This is a genomic window from Streptomyces sp. NPDC050738 (assembly GCF_040654175.1).
Taxonomy (GTDB): Bacteria; Actinomycetota; Actinomycetes; order Streptomycetales; family Streptomycetaceae; genus Streptomyces.
In genome coordinates, this window is record NZ_JBFAHN010000024.1 from 47,163 (window position 1) to 63,491 (window position 16,329).

At 65.2% G+C, this 16,329-nt stretch carries 29 protein-coding genes; all 29 read left to right on the plus strand.

Features of this window, described 5'->3' with window-relative positions:
- Complete coding sequence (rplD, locus tag AB0H78_RS36630) at positions 1 to 654, plus strand: 50S ribosomal protein L4 (RefSeq protein WP_206959500.1); 654 nt, start codon at positions 1 to 3, stop codon at positions 652 to 654.
- Positions 651 to 974 carry a 50S ribosomal protein L23 gene (gene rplW, locus AB0H78_RS36635; RefSeq protein WP_363239179.1) on the plus strand — a complete coding sequence of 108 codons (324 nt, stop codon included), beginning with the start codon at positions 651 to 653 and terminating at the stop codon, positions 972 to 974. Before rplD ends, rplW begins: the two co-directional genes overlap by 4 nt.
- A gap of 40 nt (positions 975 to 1,014) precedes the next feature.
- Positions 1,015 to 1,851: a 50S ribosomal protein L2 gene (gene rplB, locus AB0H78_RS36640; protein WP_363239150.1), complete on the plus strand. Its 837-nt coding sequence runs from the start codon at positions 1,015 to 1,017 to the stop codon at positions 1,849 to 1,851.
- A 12-nt stretch (positions 1,852 to 1,863) separates the two neighbouring features.
- On the plus strand, positions 1,864 to 2,145 hold the full coding sequence (gene rpsS, locus AB0H78_RS36645) for a 30S ribosomal protein S19 (protein ID WP_329118635.1): 282 nt from the start codon (positions 1,864 to 1,866) through the stop codon (positions 2,143 to 2,145).
- Between the two features lie 42 nt (positions 2,146 to 2,187).
- On the plus strand, positions 2,188 to 2,535 hold the full coding sequence (gene rplV, locus AB0H78_RS36650; RefSeq protein ID WP_147874529.1) for a 50S ribosomal protein L22: 348 nt from the start codon (positions 2,188 to 2,190) through the stop codon (positions 2,533 to 2,535).
- On the plus strand, positions 2,535 to 3,383 hold the full coding sequence (gene rpsC, locus AB0H78_RS36655) for a 30S ribosomal protein S3 (RefSeq protein WP_329118634.1): 849 nt from the start codon (positions 2,535 to 2,537) through the stop codon (positions 3,381 to 3,383). Before rplV ends, rpsC begins: the two co-directional genes overlap by 1 nt.
- Positions 3,384 to 3,388: 5 nt before the next feature.
- Positions 3,389 to 3,808 (plus strand): 50S ribosomal protein L16, encoded by a 420-nt coding sequence (rplP, locus tag AB0H78_RS36660; protein ID WP_164264448.1) that lies wholly within the window; start codon positions 3,389 to 3,391, stop codon positions 3,806 to 3,808.
- The gene (gene rpmC, locus AB0H78_RS36665) at positions 3,808 to 4,032 is read left to right on the plus strand and encodes a 50S ribosomal protein L29 (RefSeq protein WP_363239151.1); all 225 of its coding nucleotides are present in this window, start codon (positions 3,808 to 3,810) and stop codon (positions 4,030 to 4,032) included. Before rplP ends, rpmC begins: the two co-directional genes overlap by 1 nt.
- A complete protein-coding gene (gene rpsQ, locus AB0H78_RS36670) occupies positions 4,032 to 4,319 on the plus strand; it encodes a 30S ribosomal protein S17 (RefSeq protein WP_363239152.1) in 288 nt (95 codons plus the stop codon). The genes rpmC and rpsQ overlap by 1 nt, the downstream gene beginning before the upstream one ends.
- Before the next feature lie 101 nt (positions 4,320 to 4,420).
- Positions 4,421 to 4,789, plus strand: a complete 369-nt coding sequence (gene rplN, locus AB0H78_RS36675; RefSeq protein WP_053682618.1) for a 50S ribosomal protein L14 — start codon at positions 4,421 to 4,423, stop codon at positions 4,787 to 4,789.
- A gap of 2 nt (positions 4,790 to 4,791) precedes the next feature.
- Positions 4,792 to 5,115, plus strand: coding sequence for a 50S ribosomal protein L24 (gene rplX / locus AB0H78_RS36680; protein WP_329118625.1), 324 nt, complete (start codon positions 4,792 to 4,794; stop codon positions 5,113 to 5,115).
- Entirely contained in the window at positions 5,115 to 5,672 is a 558-nt protein-coding gene (rplE, locus tag AB0H78_RS36685; RefSeq protein WP_363239153.1) for a 50S ribosomal protein L5, read from the plus strand. Before rplX ends, rplE begins: the two co-directional genes overlap by 1 nt.
- Positions 5,673 to 5,674: 2 nt before the next feature.
- Positions 5,675 to 5,860 carry a type Z 30S ribosomal protein S14 gene (locus tag AB0H78_RS36690; protein ID WP_030368403.1) on the plus strand — a complete coding sequence of 62 codons (186 nt, stop codon included), beginning with the start codon at positions 5,675 to 5,677 and terminating at the stop codon, positions 5,858 to 5,860.
- 213 nt (positions 5,861 to 6,073) lie between these two features.
- Positions 6,074 to 6,472 (plus strand): 30S ribosomal protein S8, encoded by a 399-nt coding sequence (rpsH, locus tag AB0H78_RS36695; protein WP_329118620.1) that lies wholly within the window; start codon positions 6,074 to 6,076, stop codon positions 6,470 to 6,472.
- Positions 6,473 to 6,493: 21 nt separating this feature from the next.
- On the plus strand, positions 6,494 to 7,033 hold the full coding sequence (rplF, locus tag AB0H78_RS36700; protein ID WP_363239154.1) for a 50S ribosomal protein L6: 540 nt from the start codon (positions 6,494 to 6,496) through the stop codon (positions 7,031 to 7,033).
- 3 nt (positions 7,034 to 7,036) lie between these two features.
- Positions 7,037 to 7,420, plus strand: coding sequence for a 50S ribosomal protein L18 (rplR, locus tag AB0H78_RS36705; protein WP_329118617.1), 384 nt, complete (start codon positions 7,037 to 7,039; stop codon positions 7,418 to 7,420).
- A 46-nt stretch (positions 7,421 to 7,466) separates the two neighbouring features.
- Positions 7,467 to 8,066, plus strand: a complete 600-nt coding sequence (rpsE, locus tag AB0H78_RS36710) for a 30S ribosomal protein S5 (RefSeq protein ID WP_363239155.1) — start codon at positions 7,467 to 7,469, stop codon at positions 8,064 to 8,066.
- Complete coding sequence (gene rpmD, locus AB0H78_RS36715; protein ID WP_363239156.1) at positions 8,066 to 8,248, plus strand: 50S ribosomal protein L30; 183 nt, start codon at positions 8,066 to 8,068, stop codon at positions 8,246 to 8,248. The genes rpsE and rpmD overlap by 1 nt, the downstream gene beginning before the upstream one ends.
- Position 8,249: 1 nt before the next feature.
- Positions 8,250 to 8,705, plus strand: a complete 456-nt coding sequence (gene rplO / locus AB0H78_RS36720; RefSeq protein WP_363239157.1) for a 50S ribosomal protein L15 — start codon at positions 8,250 to 8,252, stop codon at positions 8,703 to 8,705.
- Positions 8,706 to 8,983: 278 nt separating this feature from the next.
- Positions 8,984 to 10,297, plus strand: coding sequence for a preprotein translocase subunit SecY (gene secY, locus AB0H78_RS36725; protein WP_363239158.1), 1,314 nt, complete (start codon positions 8,984 to 8,986; stop codon positions 10,295 to 10,297).
- Positions 10,297 to 10,953, plus strand: coding sequence for an adenylate kinase (locus AB0H78_RS36730; protein WP_363239159.1), 657 nt, complete (start codon positions 10,297 to 10,299; stop codon positions 10,951 to 10,953). Before secY ends, AB0H78_RS36730 begins: the two co-directional genes overlap by 1 nt.
- A gap of 109 nt (positions 10,954 to 11,062) precedes the next feature.
- The gene (gene map, locus AB0H78_RS36735) at positions 11,063 to 11,908 is read left to right on the plus strand and encodes a type I methionyl aminopeptidase (RefSeq protein WP_363239160.1); all 846 of its coding nucleotides are present in this window, start codon (positions 11,063 to 11,065) and stop codon (positions 11,906 to 11,908) included.
- A 254-nt stretch (positions 11,909 to 12,162) separates the two neighbouring features.
- On the plus strand, positions 12,163 to 12,384 hold the full coding sequence (gene infA / locus AB0H78_RS36740) for a translation initiation factor IF-1 (protein ID WP_003956442.1): 222 nt from the start codon (positions 12,163 to 12,165) through the stop codon (positions 12,382 to 12,384).
- Positions 12,385 to 12,446: 62 nt separating this feature from the next.
- The gene (gene rpmJ / locus AB0H78_RS36745; protein WP_003956441.1) at positions 12,447 to 12,560 is read left to right on the plus strand and encodes a 50S ribosomal protein L36; all 114 of its coding nucleotides are present in this window, start codon (positions 12,447 to 12,449) and stop codon (positions 12,558 to 12,560) included.
- Between the two features lie 185 nt (positions 12,561 to 12,745).
- A complete protein-coding gene (gene rpsM, locus AB0H78_RS36750; RefSeq protein ID WP_329118603.1) occupies positions 12,746 to 13,126 on the plus strand; it encodes a 30S ribosomal protein S13 in 381 nt (126 codons plus the stop codon).
- A 71-nt stretch (positions 13,127 to 13,197) separates the two neighbouring features.
- The gene (rpsK, locus tag AB0H78_RS36755; protein WP_003956432.1) at positions 13,198 to 13,602 is read left to right on the plus strand and encodes a 30S ribosomal protein S11; all 405 of its coding nucleotides are present in this window, start codon (positions 13,198 to 13,200) and stop codon (positions 13,600 to 13,602) included.
- Positions 13,603 to 13,724: 122 nt separating this feature from the next.
- Positions 13,725 to 14,747, plus strand: coding sequence for a DNA-directed RNA polymerase subunit alpha (locus AB0H78_RS36760; protein WP_010473911.1), 1,023 nt, complete (start codon positions 13,725 to 13,727; stop codon positions 14,745 to 14,747).
- A gap of 152 nt (positions 14,748 to 14,899) precedes the next feature.
- Entirely contained in the window at positions 14,900 to 15,394 is a 495-nt protein-coding gene (rplQ, locus tag AB0H78_RS36765; protein ID WP_363239161.1) for a 50S ribosomal protein L17, read from the plus strand.
- 80 nt (positions 15,395 to 15,474) lie between these two features.
- A complete protein-coding gene (gene truA, locus AB0H78_RS36770; protein ID WP_363239162.1) occupies positions 15,475 to 16,329 on the plus strand; it encodes a tRNA pseudouridine(38-40) synthase TruA in 855 nt (284 codons plus the stop codon).

Below are 16,329 nucleotides of genomic sequence, written 5' to 3' on the forward strand. Positions count from 1 at the left end.
ATGAGCACCATTGACATCCTTTCGCCGGCAGGCGACAAGACCGGCACCGTTGAGCTCCCCGCGGAGATCTTCGACGCCAAGGTGAGCATTCCGCTGCTCCACCAGGTCGTCGTCGCGCAGCTGGCCGCGGCCCGTCAGGGCACGCACAAGACCAAGCGTCGCGGCGAGGTCCGTGGTGGTGGGCGCAAGCCTTACCGCCAGAAGGGCACCGGCCGCGCCCGTCAGGGTTCGACCCGCGCTCCGCAGTTCGTAGGCGGTGGCGTCGTCCACGGCCCGCAGCCGCGTGACTACTCGCAGCGGACCCCCAAGAAGATGAAGGCCGCCGCCCTGCGCGGTGCCCTCACCGACCGGGCCCGTAACGCTCGCATCCACATCGTCACCGATGTGGTCGAGGGTGCGGTTTCCACGAAGGCCGCCAAGTCCCTGCTGGGCAAGATCAGTGAGCGCAAGCACGTGCTCCTGGTCGCGCACACGTCGGACGAGGCCGCGTGGCTGTCCGCCCGCAACCTGCCCCAGGTGCACCTCCTGGCGCCGGGCCAGCTGAACACGTACGACGTGCTCGTCTCCGACGACGTGGTCTTCACCAAGGCCGCCTTCGAGTCCTTCGTGTCTGGCCCCAAGGCCACCACTGAGACCGAAGGGAGTGACGTCTGATGACGACCACCGTCACCAGCAAGACCTTCACGGACCACCGCGACATTCTTGTCAAGCCGGTTGTGTCCGAGAAGAGCTACGCGCTGCTCGACGAGAACAAGTACACGTTCATCGTCGCGCCCGGCTCCAACAAGACCCAGATCAAGCAGGCCGTGGAAGCGGTCTTCTCGGTCAAGGTCACCGGGGTCAACACGATCAACCGGCAGGGTAAGCGCAAGCGGACCAAGACCGGTTTCGGCAAGCGCGCTGACACCAAGCGCGCCATCGTGACCCTTGCCGAGGGCGACCGTATCGACATCTTCGGCGGTCCGACCGCCTAACGGTGGTCTGGATCGTCCGGAATCGGACGAGGACTGAGAAATGGGAATCCGCAAGTACAAGCCGACTACGCCGGGCCGTCGTGGCTCCAGCGTCGCCGACTTTGTCGAGATCACGCGGTCCACGCCGGAGAAGTCGCTGGTTCGCCCTCTGCACAGCAAGGGCGGCCGTAACAACACCGGCCGGATCACGGTTCGTCACCAGGGAGGCGGCCACAAGCGCGCCTTCCGAGTGATCGACTTCCGTCGTCACGACAAGGACGGCGTGCCGGCGAAGGTCGCTCACATCGAGTACGACCCGAACCGCACCGCCCGCATCGCGCTGCTGCACTACGCAGACGGCGAGAAGCGCTACATCATCGCCCCGGCGAAGCTCAGCCAGGGTGACCGGATTGAGAACGGCCCTGGCGCCGACATCAAGCCGGGCAACAACCTGCCGCTGCGCAACATCCCGGTGGGTACGACCATCCACGCCATCGAGATGCGTCCCGGCGGCGGAGCGAAGATTGCCCGTTCCGCGGGTTCTTCGGTCCAGCTGCTGGCGAAGGAGGGCGCTTACGCCCACCTTCGTATGCCGTCCGGTGAGGTTCGCCTCGTCGACGTCCGCTGCCGCGCCACCATCGGCGAGGTCGGCAACGCCGAGCAGTCGAACATCAACTGGGGCAAGGCCGGCCGTATGCGCTGGAAGGGCGTTCGCCCCTCCGTTCGCGGTGTCGCGATGAACCCGGTCGACCACCCGCACGGTGGTGGTGAGGGTAAGACCTCCGGTGGTCGCCACCCGGTCTCCCCGTGGGGTCAGAAGGAGGGTCGTACTCGCTCGCCGAAGAAGGCATCGAGCAAGTACATCGTCCGCCGCCGCAAGTCGAACAAGAAGCGCTAGGAGCGGGTTTAGATGCCGCGCAGTCTCAAGAAGGGGCCTTTCGTCGACGGACACCTTGTCAAGAAGGTGGACGTACAGAACGAGGCAGGCTCCAAGAACGTCATCAAGACCTGGTCCCGGCGCTCGATGATCATCCCCAGCATGCTGGGGCACACCATCGCGGTGCACAACGGCAAGATCCACGTCCCGGTGTTCGTCACCGAGTCGATGGTCGGCCACAAGCTCGGCGAGTTTGCGCCGACCCGCACCTTCCGCGGCCACGTCAAGGACGACCGCAAGTCGAAGCGCCGCTAAAGGCGGGGTGCGAAGACTATGAACGACACCGAAGGGACAACCATGGAAGCCAGGGCCCAGGCGCGGTACATCCGCGTCACGCCCATGAAGGCCCGCCGAGTGGTGGACCTTATCCGTGGCATGGATGCCACGGAGGCTCAGGCGGTCCTGCGTTTCGCCCCGCAGGCCGCGAGCGTGCCGGTTGGCAAGGTGCTTGACAGCGCCATCGCCAACGCTGCACACAACTACGACCACCCGGACGCTACTTCGCTGGTCATCAGCGAGGCGTACGTGGACGAGGGCCCGACCCTGAAGCGGTTCCGTCCGCGTGCTCAGGGCCGTGCCTACCGGATCCGTAAGCGGACCAGCCACATCACCGTGGTCGTCAGCAGCAAGGAAGGAACCCGGTAATGGGCCAGAAGGTAAACCCGCACGGGTTCCGACTCGGCATTACCACCGACTTCAAGTCGCGTTGGTACGCCGACAAGCTGTACAAGGACTACGTCAAGGAAGACGTCGCCATCCGCAGGATGATGACGTCCGGCATGGAGCGCGCCGGCATCTCGAAGGTTGAGATCGAGCGCACCCGTGACCGCGTGCGTGTGGACATCCACACCGCTCGTCCGGGCATCGTCATCGGCCGCCGTGGCGCCGAGGCCGACCGCATCCGCGGTGACCTCGAGAAGCTCACGGGCAAGCAGGTGCAGCTGAACATCCTCGAGGTCAAGAACCCCGAGATGGACGCTCAGCTGGTTGCTCAGGCCGTTGCCGAGCAGCTCTCCTCCCGCGTCTCCTTCCGTCGTGCCATGCGCAAGAGCATGCAGGGCACGATGAAGGCCGGCGCCAAGGGCATCAAGATCCAGTGCGGCGGTCGCCTCGGCGGCGCCGAGATGTCCCGGTCGGAGTTCTACCGCGAGGGTCGTGTGCCGCTGCACACGCTCCGCGCGAACGTGGACTACGGCTTCTTCGAGGCCAAGACGACCTTCGGTCGTATTGGCGTCAAGGTCTGGATCTACAAGGGCGACGTCAAGAACATCGCCGAGGTCCGCGCCGAGAACGCTGCGGCCCGTGCGGGTAACCGCCCGGCCCGTGGCGCCGGCGCTGGCGGCGACCGTCCCGCCGGCCGTGGTGGCCGTGGTGGCGAGCGCGGCGGCCGTGGTGGCCGCAAGCCGCAGCAGTCCGCGCCGGCAGCAGAGGCCCCCAAGGCCGACGCTCCCGCCGCCGCTGCTCCGGCTGAGAGCACCGGAACGGAGGCCTGACCGACATGCTGATCCCTCGTAGGGTCAAGCACCGCAAGCAGCACCACCCCAAGCGCAGTGGTATGGCCAAGGGTGGTACTGAGGTTGCGTTCGGCGAGTACGGCATCCAGGCGCTCACGCCCGCGTATGTCACGAACCGCCAGATCGAGGCCGCTCGTATCGCGATGACCCGCCACATCAAGCGTGGCGGCAAGGTCTGGATCAACATCTATCCGGACCGTCCGCTCACCAAGAAGCCTGCCGAGACCCGCATGGGTTCCGGTAAGGGTTCTCCCGAGTGGTGGATCGCGAACGTCAAGCCCGGTCGGGTGATGTTCGAGCTGTCCTACCCGAATGAGAAGGTCGCCAAGGAGGCGCTCACCCGCGCCGCCCACAAGCTTCCGATGAAGTGCCGCATTGTGCGGCGCGAGGCAGGTGAGTCGTGATGGTGGCCGGTACGAAGGCGACCGAGCTGCGCGAGCTGAACGACGAGGACCTCGTCGCCAAGCTCCGTGAGGCCAAGGAAGAGCTGTTCAACCTCCGCTTCCAGGCGGCGACCGGGCAGCTCGAGAACCACGGTCGGCTCAAGTCCGTCCGTAAGGACATCGCCCGGGTCTACACCCTGATGCGCGAGCGCGAGCTGGGCATCGAATCGGTGGAGAGCGTCTGATGAGCGAGAACACTGTGACTGAGACGACTGACAACGCCCGCGGCTTCCGCAAGACCCGTGAGGGTCTCGTCGTCAGCGACAAGATGGACAAGACCGTCGTCGTCGCTGTCGAGGACCGCGTCAAGCACGCGCTGTACGGCAAGGTCATCCGCCGTACGAACAAGCTCAAGGCCCACGATGAGGCCAACGCTGCCGGCATCGGCGACCGCGTTCTCCTGATGGAGACGCGTCCGCTGTCCGCCACGAAGCGCTGGCGTGTCATCGAGATCCTCGAGAAGGCCAAGTAATTCATCCGAGGGGTATCCCTCAGATGTAGTTCCGCCAGGCTCGGCAGGGGCTTCTTCACCGAAGCCCCTGCCGGGAACCGGCAGACGATCAGGAGATAGACGTGATCCAGCAGGAGTCGCGACTTCGGGTCGCCGACAACACTGGTGCCAAGGAAATCCTTTGCATCCGTGTTCTCGGTGGTTCCGGTCGCCGCTACGCGGGCGTCGGTGACGTCATCGTCGCCACCGTCAAGGACGCGATCCCGGGCGGCAACGTGAAGAAGGGTGACGTCGTCAAGGCTGTCATCGTTCGCACCGTCAAGGAGCGTCGTCGTCAGGACGGCTCGTACATCCGCTTCGACGAGAACGCCGCCGTCATTCTGAAGAACGACGGCGACCCTCGCGGCACCCGTATCTTCGGCCCGGTGGGCCGTGAGCTGCGCGAGAAGAAGTTCATGAAGATCATCTCGCTCGCGCCGGAGGTGCTGTAAGCATGAAGATCAAGAAGGGCGACCTGGTTCAGGTCATCACCGGTAAGGACAAGGGCAAGCAGGGCAAGGTCATCATGGCCATCCCTACTGAGAACCGTGTCCTGGTCGAGGGTGTCAACCGGGTCAAGAAGCACACCAAGGCCGGTCAGACCGCTCGCGGTTCGCAGACCGGCGGCATCGTGACGACCGAGGCTCCGGTCCACGTCAGCAACGTGCAGCTGGTTGTTGAGAAGGACGGCAAGAAGGTCGTTACTCGCGTCGGTTTCCGCTTTGACGACGAGGGCAACAAGATCCGTGTTGCCAAGCGCACCGGTGAGGACATCTGATGACTACCACCACCGCGCCGCGTCTCAAGCTGCGCTACCGCGAGGAAATCGCCGGCAAGCTGCGTGAGGAGTTCTCGTACGAGAACGTCATGCAGATCCCCGGTCTCGTCAAGATCGTGGTCAACATGGGTGTGGGCGACGCAGCCCGCGACTCCAAGCTGATCGATGGCGCCATCCGCGACCTCACCACGATCACTGGCCAGAAGCCGGCCGTCACCAAGGCCCGCAAGTCGATCGCGCAGTTCAAGCTGCGCGAGGGGCAGCCGATCGGCTGCCACGTCACCCTCCGCGGTGACCGCATGTGGGAGTTCCTGGACCGTACGCTGTCGCTCGCGCTGCCGCGTATCCGTGACTTCCGTGGTCTGTCGCCGAAGCAGTTCGACGGCCGTGGCAACTACACCTTCGGTCTCACCGAGCAGGTCATGTTCCACGAGATCGACCAGGACAAGATCGACCGTACGCGGGGCATGGACATCACCGTGGTCACCACGGCGACCAACGACGACGAGGGTCGTGCGCTGCTTCGTCACCTCGGCTTCCCGTTCAAGGAGAACTGACCGTGGCGAAGAAGTCCCTGATTGCCAAGGCCGCCCGCAAGCCCAAGTTCGGTGTGCGCGCGTACACCCGCTGCCAGCGCTGCGGCCGCCCGCACTCCGTCTACCGCAAGTTCGGCCTCTGCCGCGTGTGCCTTCGTGAGATGGCTCACCGTGGAGAGCTCCCGGGCGTGACCAAGAGCTCCTGGTAATCCCGTAATTTCGGGCATTATCCAGGGCTCTCGGTAAGTATCTGGTCGGCAGGAGCCCTCCCTTTCATGCCGTAGGCTAGAAGGGTTGGGCGCCTGCCGCTCATGACCGACTTACTACGCCGTAGGTCCCCGCACCGCACCCGTCCTGCCTCTGAGTAGGGAGAGGGATGGCGCATACAGGAAACCCCGGCGAGAGAGGCCGAAGGCCAATTCATGACCATGACTGACCCCATCGCGGACATGCTCACGCGTCTGCGTAACGCTAACTCGGCGTACCACGACACCGTCGTGATGCCGCACAGCAAGATCAAGTCGCACATCGCGGAGATCCTCCAGCAGGAGGGCTTCATCACCGGCTGGAAGGTCGAGGACGCCGAGGTCGGCAAGTCCCTCGTGCTCGACCTGAAGTTCGGTCCGAACCGCGAGCGTTCGATTGCCGGCATCAAGCGCATCTCGAAGCCGGGTCTGCGTGTTTACGCGAAGTCCACCAGCCTGCCGAAGGTTCTGGGCGGCCTGGGCGTGGCGATCATCTCCACGTCCCACGGTCTCCTGACCGGCCAGCAGGCCAGCAAGAAGGGCGTAGGTGGGGAAGTCCTCGCCTACGTCTGGTAGTCGGGAAAGGAAGGAAAGCTCATGTCGCGTATCGGCAAGCTCCCCATCCCGGTTCCCGCTGGTGTGGACGTCACCATCGATGGCCGCACGGTCGCAGTGAAGGGCCCCAAGGGCTCCCTCTCGCACACCGTTGCCGCTCCCATCGAGATTGTTAAGGGCGAGGACGGCGTTCTCAACGTCACCCGTCCCAACGACGAGCGTCAGAACAAGGCCCTGCACGGCCTGTCCCGCACGCTGGTGGCGAACATGATCACCGGCGTGACCACGGGTTACGTCAAGGCGCTCGAGATCAGCGGTGTCGGTTACCGCGTCCAGGCGAAGGGCTCCAACCTGGAGTTCGCGCTCGGATACAGCCACTCGATCACCATCGAGGCCCCCGAGGGCATCACCTTCAAGGTCGAGACGCCCACGAAGTTCACTGTCGAGGGCATCGACAAGCAGAAGGTCGGCGAGGTTTCGGCGAAGATCCGCAAGCTGCGGAAGCCCGACCCGTACAAGGCCAAGGGCATCAAGTATGCCGGCGAGGTTATCCGCCGCAAGGTCGGAAAGGCGGGTAAGTAAGCCATGGCATACGGTGTAAAGATCGCCAAGGGTGACGCGTACAAGCGCGCTGCCATCAAGCGTCGCCACATCCGCGTCCGCAAGCACGTCTCCGGTACGCCGGAGCGTCCTCGTCTGGTCGTGACGCGCTCCAACCGCAACATCGTGGCTCAGGTCATCGACGACATCGCGGGCCACACGCTCGCGTCGGCGTCGACGCTTGACACCTCGATCCGTGGTGGAGAGGCCGACAAGAGCGCCCAGGCACAGAAGGTCGGCGCACTTGTCGCCGAGCGTGCCAAGGCTGCTGGTGTCGAGGCCGTCGTGTTCGACCGTGGTGGCAACAGGTACGCCGGGCGCATTGCCGCTCTGGCTGACGCCGCCCGCGAAGCCGGGCTGAAGTTCTAAGCCCCGGTTCCGGGACTAACGGACGTAACAGAGAGAGGTAAATCCAATGGCTGGACCCCAGCGCCGCGGAAGCGGTGCCGGTGGCGGCGAGCGGCGGGACCGGAAGGGTCGCGACGGCGCAGCCGTCGAGAAGACCGCTTACGTTGAGCGCGTTGTCGCGATCAACCGCGTTGCCAAGGTTGTCAAGGGTGGTCGTCGCTTCAGCTTCACCGCGCTCGTCGTGGTCGGAGACGGTGACGGCACCGTAGGTGTCGGTTACGGCAAGGCCAAGGAAGTTCCCGCGGCCATCGCCAAGGGTGTCGAGGAAGCCAAGAAGTCCTTCTTCAAGGTTCCGCGCATCCAGGGCACCATCCCTCACCCGATCACGGGCGAGAAGGCTGCGGGCGTCGTCCTGCTCAAGCCGGCTTCCCCCGGTACCGGCGTTATCGCCGGTGGCCCGGTGCGAGCCGTCCTCGAGTGCGCCGGCGTTCACGACATCCTGTCGAAGTCGCTCGGTTCGTCGAACGCGATCAACATCGTGCACGCGACTGTGGCAGCCCTGCAGGGTCTGCAGCGCCCCGAGGAGATCGCGGCTCGCCGTGGTCTGCCCCTCGAGGACGTTGCTCCCGCAGCTCTGCTCCGTGCGCGTGCCGGGGCTGGTGCGTAATGGCACAGCTCAAGATCACGCAGACGAAGTCGTACATCGGTAGCAAGCAGAACCACCGCGACACCCTGCGTTCGCTCGGGCTCAAGCGCCTGCACGACGTGGTTGTCAAGGAGGACCGCCCCGAGTTCCGCGGAATGGTGCAGACCGTCCGCCACCTCGTGACGGTTGAGGAGGTCGACTGACATGGCGGAGAACAACCCGCTGAAGGTCCACAACCTCCGGCCTGCCCCGGGCGCCAAGACCGCCAAGACCCGTGTTGGTCGTGGTGAGGGCTCCAAGGGTAAGACCGCAGGTCGTGGTACCAAGGGCCAGAAGGCTCGTTACCAGATCCCGGAGCGCTTCGAGGGTGGGCAGATGCCCCTCCACATGCGTCTCCCGAAGCTCAAGGGCTTCAAGAACCCGTTCCGCACCGAGTTCCAGGTCGTGAACCTGGACAAGCTCGCGGACCTCTACCCGCAGGGTGGAGAGGTCACGGTGGCCGACCTGGTCGCCAAGGGCGCGGTTCGCAAGAACAGCCTCGTCAAGGTCCTGGGCCAGGGCGAGATCTCCGTGGCGCTGACGGTTTCGGTTGACGCCGTTTCCGGCTCCGCCAAGGAGAAGATTGCCGCCGCAGGCGGCACGGTCAACGAGCTCGTCTGAGACGGCTTGTTGGCGTGAACACCGACCGGGGATGCCTCCCAAAAGGGGCATCCCCGGTTGGTCGTTCCAGGGCCTTTGCTGGGAGCGTACTCAGATAGCACCCCGGAGGGGCCCTAGGGGGGCAGGGCGGCCGGTATGGTGGCGTGCACTGTCTAAATCTGCGTGTGGTGGGCCCGTATGGCGGACCACGCGTTTTTTGGCTGATACATAAACCGTCATCCATCGAATCTCAATACCGTCACCTCTGACGCAGAAGCGCGGGGGTCGCAGGAGGCACCGTGCTCACCGCGTTCGCCCAGGCGTTCAAGACGCCTGACCTGCGCAAGAAACTGCTCTTCACGCTCGGCATCATCGTGGTGTACCGGCTCGGGGCGCACGTCCCGATCCCTGGTGTCAGCTATACGAACGTCCAGATCTGCATGGACCAGACGAAGTCGAGTCAGGGACTCTTCGGTCTGGTCAACATGTTCAGTGGCGGCGCGCTGCTCCAGATCACGATTTTTGCCCTCGGGATCATGCCGTACATCACGGCGAGCATCATCTTGCAGCTGCTGACCGTGGTGATTCCGCGGCTGGAGGCCCTCAAGAAGGAGGGGCAGTCGGGTCAGACGAAGATCACGCAGTACACGCGTTATCTGACCGTCGCGCTCGCCGTCCTTCAGGGCACCGGCCTGGTGGCCACGGCCCGCACCGGTGCGCTCTTCGGGAGCTGCACCGTTGCCAACCAGATCGTGCCCAACCAGTCGATCTTCACCACTGTCGTCATGGTCATCACGATGGTCGCCGGTACCTGTGCGGTCATGTGGCTCGGTGAGCTCGTGACCGACAAGGGCATCGGCAACGGCATGTCGATCCTGATGTTCGTCTCGATCGCCGCCGGCTTCCCGAGCGCCCTGTGGGCCATCAAGTCGCAGGGCAAGCTCGCGGGCGGCTGGATCGAGTTCGCCGCGGTGATCCTGGTCGGCTTCGCGATGGTGGGCCTGGTGGTCTTCGTCGAACAGGCCCAGCGCCGGATCCCGGTGCAGTACGCGAAGCGCATGGTCGGGCGCAGGTCGTACGGGGGCACATCGACGTACATCCCCCTCAAGGTCAACCAGGCGGGTGTGATTCCTGTCATCTTCGCGTCGTCGCTGCTCTACATCCCGGCGCTGATCGTTCAGTTCAGCGGCTCCAAGTCGGGCTGGGCGCTGTGGATCAACGACAACCTGACCAAGGGCGATCACCCTGCTTACCTGGTCACGTACTTCCTGCTGATCGTTTTCTTCGCGTTCTTCTACGTGGCGATCTCGTTCAACCCCGAGGAAGTCGCCGACAACATGAAGAAGTATGGTGGCTTCATCCCGGGCATCCGGGCTGGCCGACCGACCGCTGAGTACCTGAGCTACGTACTCAACCGGATCACCTGGCCGGGGTCGCTGTACCTGGGCCTGATTGCTCTCGTGCCAACGATGGCGTTGGTGGGCTTCGGCGCGAATTCCAACTTCCCGTTCGGCGGGACGAGCATCCTGATCATCGTGGGTGTGGGTCTGGAGACCGTGAAGCAGATCGAGAGCCAGCTCCAGCAGCGTAATTACGAAGGGTTCCTCCGCTGATGCGTATCGTCCTCGTCGGACCGCCCGGTGCTGGCAAGGGAACGCAGGCCGCGTACCTTGCCAAGAACCTGTCGATCCCGCACATCTCCACGGGCGACCTCTTCCGTGCCAACATCAGCCAGGGCACGGAGCTGGGCAAGGCTGCCAAGGCGTTCATGGACGCCGGCAACCTGGTACCCGACGAGGTCACCATCGGGATGGCGAAGGACCGCATGGCCCAGCCCGACGCCGAGGGCGGTTTTCTCCTCGACGGTTTCCCGCGCAACGTCTCGCAGGCTCTGGCCCTCGACGAGTCGCTGAAGACCGACGGTCAGAAGCTCGACGCGGTGCTGGACCTTGAGGTCCCCGAGGACGAGGTCGTGAAGCGGATCGCCGGCCGGCGGATCTGCCGTAACGATTCGAGCCATGTCTTCCACGTCGCGTACAGCGCTCCGCAGCAGGAGGGCGTCTGTGACACCTGCGGGGGCGAGCTCTACCAGCGCGGTGACGACACCGAGGAGACGGTCCGCCGTCGCCTGGAGGTCTACCACGCCGAGACCGAGCCGATCATCGACCACTACAAGGCCCAGGGCCTGGTGGTCACGATCTCCGCGCTCGGCAAGGTCACCGAGGTGACCAAGCGAGCCATGGAGGCGCTGGGCCGCGACGCGGCGTAGCGGTTCCGTAAGAGCCATACTGGCCGTGTCGCCCTTTTCGGGCGGCACGGCCAGAGTCTTGTCAGCAGACAGCAGAGCAGTAGCGATCACGAAGGTGGCGTCAGGCGTAATGGTGGAGATCAAGACCCCGGAGCAGATCGCGAAGATGCGCGAGGCGGGGCTGGTGGTCGCCGCCATCCACGCGGCGACGCGTGAGGCCGCCGTGCCCGGCGCCACCACGAACGACCTGGACCAGGTCGCGCGCAAGGTGCTCGCGGAGCACGACGCGAAGCCCAACTTCCTTGGCTACGGAGGCTTCCCGGCGACGATCTGCACCTCGGTGAACGAGGTCGTGGTCCACGGGATCCCGGATGAGAAGACCGTCCTCAAGGACGGCGACATCATCTCGATCGACTGCGGCGCCATCATCGACGGCTGGCACGGGGACGCGGCATACACGGCGTTCGTCGGGACCGGGCACGCGCCGGAGCTCGTGGAGCTCTCCCGGGTGACCGAGGAGTCGATGTGGGCCGGGATCGCCGCGATGAAGAAGGGCGGCCGGCTCGCGGACGTCTCCAAGGCGATCGAGGGCTACATCCGCCGCCAGCCGCGGCCCGCTTCGGGCAAGTACGGGATCATCGAGGATTACGGCGGCCACGGCATCGGCTCCGAGATGCACATGGACCCGCACCTGCTGAACTACGTGGACCGGCGCCGGCTCATCGGCCGCCACAACCCGAAGCTGGTCCCCGGCTTCTGCCTGGCGATCGAGCCGATGGTCTCGCTGGGCACGCCCAGGACCGAGGTGCTGGAGGACGACTGGACCGTCATCACGACGGACGGGACCTGGTCCTCGCACTGGGAGCACTCTGTGGCGCTGACGGAGGAGGGTCTGCTGGTGCTGACCTCTCCCGATGGGGGCAAGGCGAAGCTGGCGGAGTTCGGGATTGCGACGGCCCCGGATCCGTCGGCCTGAGCCCGGGTCCGGGCCGGGTCCGGCGGTCGCCGCAGGCCGTTCGACGCTCGTGAGGCGCCCTGGCGCCGAGCTCGGCCTGAGCCGGGCGTGGAGGGATTGGGCCCCCTCCGCTTAATGATCTTGACAATGGGGCATTCTTCCTCGATTCGTCTTTCCGGGGGCCCTGACGTAGACTGACTCGTCGGCTCTCGTGCACCCGCATGTCTGCATGCCTGCACGGAGCTGATCAAGGTAGCCGATTCGAAGGGCGAAGCGTGGCCAAGAAGCAAGGTGCCATCGAAATCGAGGGCACCGTGATCGAGTCCCTCCCGAACGCAATGTTCAAGGTGGAACTTCAGAACGGTCACAAAGTCCTCGCGCACATCAGCGGCAAGATGCGTATGCACTACATCCGCATCCTCCCGGATGACCGGGTCGTCGTGGAGCTTTCTCCGTACGACCTGACGCGTGGCCGGATCGTCTACCGATACAAGTAGATCTTGCCCGCACTTCCGCTTCGGCGTGAGTGGTGGCACTGACCCGGAGAACCTGACATCCCATGAAGGTCAAGCCGAGCGTCAAGAAGATCTGCGACAAGTGCAAGGTGATCCGCCGTCACGGTCGGGTCATGGTCATCTGCGACAACCTGCGCCACAAGCAGCGCCAGGGCTGACGCACACCGATCTGCACCTCGCAGTTCTTCGCGCGACGCAAGCGAAATGTACATACGCAGGACCCGCCTAGCCGCTGAGCGGCTGGCGACACCCCCGGTGGAGGCCGGGGACCCGGACTGTACCTAATACGGCGGTCGGGGGTTGGTTCTGTGGAAGACCTCCGAATAACAACTGGAGCCATTGAATGGCACGCGTTTCAGGTGTTGACATCCCGCGCGAAAAGCGCGTGGAGGTTGCCCTCACCTACGTCTTCGGCGTTGGCCGTACCCGGTCGAAGGAGATCCTCGCCTCGACCGGCGTGAACCCCAACACCCGTGTTCGTGACCTGGCCGAGGAAGACCTCGTCAAGATCCGCGAGTACGTGGACGCCAACCTGCGCACCGAGGGTGACCTCCGTCGCGAGATCGCCGCCGACATCCGCCGCAAGGTCGAGATCGGTTGCTACCAGGGTCTGCGTCACCGTCGCGGCCTGCCGGTTCACGGCCAGCGCACCAGCACGAACGCTCGTACCCGCAAGGGCCCGCGTCGCGCGATCGCCGGTAAGAAGAAGCCGGGCAAGAAGTAGTCCACAGCGGACGCTCATCAGCGGTCTTCGCTGTAGGACCGACCACCTCCCTCTCCATCTGGAGTTAAGACATGCCCCCCAAGGGTCGTCAGGGCGCAGCCAAGAAGGTGCGTCGCAAGGAAAAGAAGAACGTCGCTCACGGCCACGCGCACATCAAGAGCACGTTCAACAACACCATCGTCTCGATCACGGACCCCTCGGGCAACGTGATCTCCTGGGCCTCCGCCGGCCACGTCGGCTTCAAGGGCTCGCGCAAGTCCACTCCGTTCGCCGCGCAGATGGCCGCCGAGTCGGCTGCCCGTCGCGCGCAGGAGCACGGCATGCGCAAGGTTGACGTCTTCGTCAAGGGCCCGGGTTCCGGTCGCGAGACCGCCATCCGTTCGCTCCAGGCGACGGGTCTTGAGGTTGGCTCCATCCAGGACGTCACCCCCACCCCGCACAACGGCTGCCGTCCGCCCAAGCGCCGCCGCGTCTGACGCAGCGGTTGGGTTCGGTTTTTGAGGTTCGGGCGGTACGGCCTTCATCGGTCGTATCGCCCGTACCCTTGTAGTGACTGGGGGCGTCAAATAGTGGGCGCCCACGACTGAAGGATCACCACATGCTTATCGCTCAGCGTCCGTCGCTGACCGAAGAGGTCGTCGACGAGTACCGCTCGCGCTTCGTCATCGAGCCGCTGGAGCCGGGTTTCGGCTACACGCTCGGTAACTCCCTGCGTCGTACGCTTCTTTCGTCCATCCCCGGTGCCGCTGTCACCAGCATCCGGATCGACGGTGTCCTGCACGAGTTCACCACCGTGCCGGGCGTCAAGGAAGACGTCACCGACCTCATCCTGAACATCAAGCAGCTCGTCGTCTCCTCGGAGCACGACGAGCCCGTCGTCATGTACCTGCGCAAGCAGGGACCGGGCCTCGTGACCGCCGCCGACATCGCGCCCCCGGCCGGTGTCGAGGTCCACAACCCCGACCTCGTTCTTGCCACGCTCAACGGCAAGGGCAAGCTGGAGATGGAGCTGACCGTCGAGCGCGGTCGCGGCTACGTCTCCGCCGTGCAGAACAAGCAGCTGGGCCAGGAGATCGGCCGCATTCCGGTCGACTCCATCTACTCCCCGGTGCTCAAGGTCACGTACAAGGTCGAGGCGACCCGTGTCGAGCAGCGTACCGACTTCGACAAGCTGATCGTCGACGTCGAGACCAAGCAGGCCATGCGTCCCCGTGACGCCATGGCGTCGGCCGGTAAGACCCTGGTCGAGCTGTTCGGTCTGGCGCGCGAGCTCAACATCGACGCCGAGGGCATCGACATGGGCCCGTCGCCGACGGACGCGGCCCTGGCCGCCGATCTCGCCCTGCCGATCGAGGAGCTCGAGCTCACCGTTCGGTCGTACAACTGCCTCAAGCGCGAGGGCATCCACTCCGTGGGTGAGCTCGTCGCCCGCTCCGAGGCCGACCTGCTCGACATTCGTAACTTCGGTGCGAAGTCGATCGACGAGGTCAAGGCCAAGCTCGCGGGCATGGGCCTTGCGCTCAAGGACTCGCCTCCCGGCTTCGACCCGACCGCTGCCGCCGACGCCTTCGGCGCCGACGACGACGCGGACGCCGGTTTCGTGGAGACCGAGCAGTACTAGTCGGGGTGGGCGGGCGGGGCTCCGGCCCTGCCCGCCCGTTTCCGCAGCAATGAACTTCCGGGCCCTCGGGTCCGGGTTCCGGCGGGCATACGCTCGTCGGGCACTGACATCGGTACCTCGTACGGCCGGTGCAGATCACAAGGAGAAATACCATGCCGCGTCCCGCAAAGGGTGCCCGTCTGGGCGGCAGCGCTGCGCACGAGAAGCTTCTTCTCAACAACCTTGCGAAGTCGCTGTTCGAGCACGGCCGTATCACCACGACCGAGGCCAAGGCTCGCCGCCTGCGCCCGGTTGCTGAGCGTTTCATCACCAAGGCGAAGAAGGGCGACATCCACAACCGTCGCCTGGTGCTGCAGTCGATCACGGACAAGGGCATCGTGCACACGCTCTTCACCGAGATCGCCCCGCGGTACGAGAACCGCCCCGGTGGTTACACCCGCATCACCAAGATCGGCAACCGTCGTGGCGACAACGCCCCGATGGCCGTCATCGAGCTGGTCGAGGCCCTGACCGTGGCCCAGGCGGCCACTGGTGAGGCCGAGGCTGCGACCAAGCGTGCGGCCAAGGACGCCGAGGCCGCTCCGGCCGAGGTCGTCGAGGACGCCAAGCCGGTCGAGGCTGGTGCCGAGGAGTCGAAGGACGCCTAGGCGTTCCTGGACTGCTTTGTACGGGCCCGCATCTCCCCTCGGGGCGGTGCGGGTCCGTTCTTGTTTGAGAGGATCCTTCGGTGAGCGATGACGTGGAGCCCGGCTTCGTGCGGGTGCGGTTCGATCTGAGTTACGACGGTGCCGACTTCTCCGGGTGGGCACGGCAGCCCAGCGGTCGGCGGACCGTACAGGGGGAGATCGAGGACGCGTTGAAGACCGTCACGCGGTCGGACGTGATGTTTCCGCTGACCGTGGCCGGGCGGACCGACGCCGGGGTGCATGCGCGCGGGCAGGTGGCCACCGCGGATCTGCCGGAGGCGGTGTGGGCCGAGCATCAGGAGAAGCTGCTGAAGCGGCTCGCCGGGCGGCTTCCGCGCGATGTGCGGGTGTGGAGTGCGGTGGAGGCCCCGGCGGGGTTCAATGCGCGGTTCTCCGCTGTGTGGCGTCGTTATGCGTATCGCGTGACCGACCGGCCGGGTGGTGTCGATCCGCTGATGCGGGGTCATGTGCTGTGGCACGACTGGGCGTTGGACGTCGATGCCATGAACGCTGCCGCTGCCGGCTTGCTGGGCGAGCACGATTTCGCCGCCTACTGCAAGCGGCGGGAGGGCGCCACCACCATTCGTACGCTGCAGGAGTTGAGTCTCGTGCGCGGGGACGACGGGGTCATCACCGCCACCGTGCGTGCCGATGCCTTCTGCCACAACATGGTGCGGTCGCTGATCGGCGCGATGCTGTTCGTGGGGGACGGGCATCGTGGGGTGGAGTGGCCGGCGAAGGTTCTTGCGGCGGGTGTGCGGGATTCCTCCGTGCACGTCGTCAGGCCGCATGGGCTGACGCTGGAGGAAGTCGGCTATCCGGCCGACGAGTTGCTGGCCGCGCGGAGCAAAGAGGCGCGGAACGTACGGACGCTGCCGGGGGCCGGCTGCTGCTGA

What these genes read in the sequence shown, in the direction of transcription:
- rpsK (WP_003956432.1), top strand. Translation starts at nt 13,198, where the DNA reads ATGCCCCCCAAGGGTCGTCAGGGCGCAGCCAAGAAGGTGCGTCGCAAG.
- rpsE (WP_363239155.1), top strand. Translation starts at nt 7,467, where the DNA reads ATGGCTGGACCCCAGCGCCGCGGAAGCGGTGCCGGTGGCGGCGAGCGG.
- rpsH (WP_329118620.1), top strand. Translation starts at nt 6,074, where the DNA reads ATGACCATGACTGACCCCATCGCGGACATGCTCACGCGTCTGCGTAAC.
- rplB (WP_363239150.1), top strand. Translation starts at nt 1,015, where the DNA reads ATGGGAATCCGCAAGTACAAGCCGACTACGCCGGGCCGTCGTGGCTCC.
- AB0H78_RS36760 (WP_010473911.1), top strand. Translation starts at nt 13,725, where the DNA reads ATGCTTATCGCTCAGCGTCCGTCGCTGACCGAAGAGGTCGTCGACGAG.
- map (WP_363239160.1), top strand. Translation starts at nt 11,063, where the DNA reads ATGGTGGAGATCAAGACCCCGGAGCAGATCGCGAAGATGCGCGAGGCG.
- AB0H78_RS36730 (WP_363239159.1), top strand. Translation starts at nt 10,297, where the DNA reads ATGCGTATCGTCCTCGTCGGACCGCCCGGTGCTGGCAAGGGAACGCAG.
- rplV (WP_147874529.1), top strand. Translation starts at nt 2,188, where the DNA reads ATGGAAGCCAGGGCCCAGGCGCGGTACATCCGCGTCACGCCCATGAAG.
- rplP (WP_164264448.1), top strand. Translation starts at nt 3,389, where the DNA reads ATGCTGATCCCTCGTAGGGTCAAGCACCGCAAGCAGCACCACCCCAAG.
- rplO (WP_363239157.1), top strand. Translation starts at nt 8,250, where the DNA reads ATGGCGGAGAACAACCCGCTGAAGGTCCACAACCTCCGGCCTGCCCCG.
- rplD (WP_206959500.1), top strand. Translation starts at nt 1, where the DNA reads ATGAGCACCATTGACATCCTTTCGCCGGCAGGCGACAAGACCGGCACC.
- rpmD (WP_363239156.1), top strand. Translation starts at nt 8,066, where the DNA reads ATGGCACAGCTCAAGATCACGCAGACGAAGTCGTACATCGGTAGCAAG.
- rplE (WP_363239153.1), top strand. Translation starts at nt 5,115, where the DNA reads ATGACTACCACCACCGCGCCGCGTCTCAAGCTGCGCTACCGCGAGGAA.
- rpmC (WP_363239151.1), top strand. Translation starts at nt 3,808, where the DNA reads ATGGTGGCCGGTACGAAGGCGACCGAGCTGCGCGAGCTGAACGACGAG.
- rplX (WP_329118625.1), top strand. Translation starts at nt 4,792, where the DNA reads ATGAAGATCAAGAAGGGCGACCTGGTTCAGGTCATCACCGGTAAGGAC.
- rpsS (WP_329118635.1), top strand. Translation starts at nt 1,864, where the DNA reads ATGCCGCGCAGTCTCAAGAAGGGGCCTTTCGTCGACGGACACCTTGTC.
- rpmJ (WP_003956441.1), top strand. Translation starts at nt 12,447, where the DNA reads ATGAAGGTCAAGCCGAGCGTCAAGAAGATCTGCGACAAGTGCAAGGTG.
- rpsC (WP_329118634.1), top strand. Translation starts at nt 2,535, where the DNA reads ATGGGCCAGAAGGTAAACCCGCACGGGTTCCGACTCGGCATTACCACC.
- rplF (WP_363239154.1), top strand. Translation starts at nt 6,494, where the DNA reads ATGTCGCGTATCGGCAAGCTCCCCATCCCGGTTCCCGCTGGTGTGGAC.
- rpsM (WP_329118603.1), top strand. Translation starts at nt 12,746, where the DNA reads ATGGCACGCGTTTCAGGTGTTGACATCCCGCGCGAAAAGCGCGTGGAG.
- rpsQ (WP_363239152.1), top strand. Translation starts at nt 4,032, where the DNA reads ATGAGCGAGAACACTGTGACTGAGACGACTGACAACGCCCGCGGCTTC.
- rplR (WP_329118617.1), top strand. Translation starts at nt 7,037, where the DNA reads ATGGCATACGGTGTAAAGATCGCCAAGGGTGACGCGTACAAGCGCGCT.
- rplQ (WP_363239161.1), top strand. Translation starts at nt 14,900, where the DNA reads ATGCCGCGTCCCGCAAAGGGTGCCCGTCTGGGCGGCAGCGCTGCGCAC.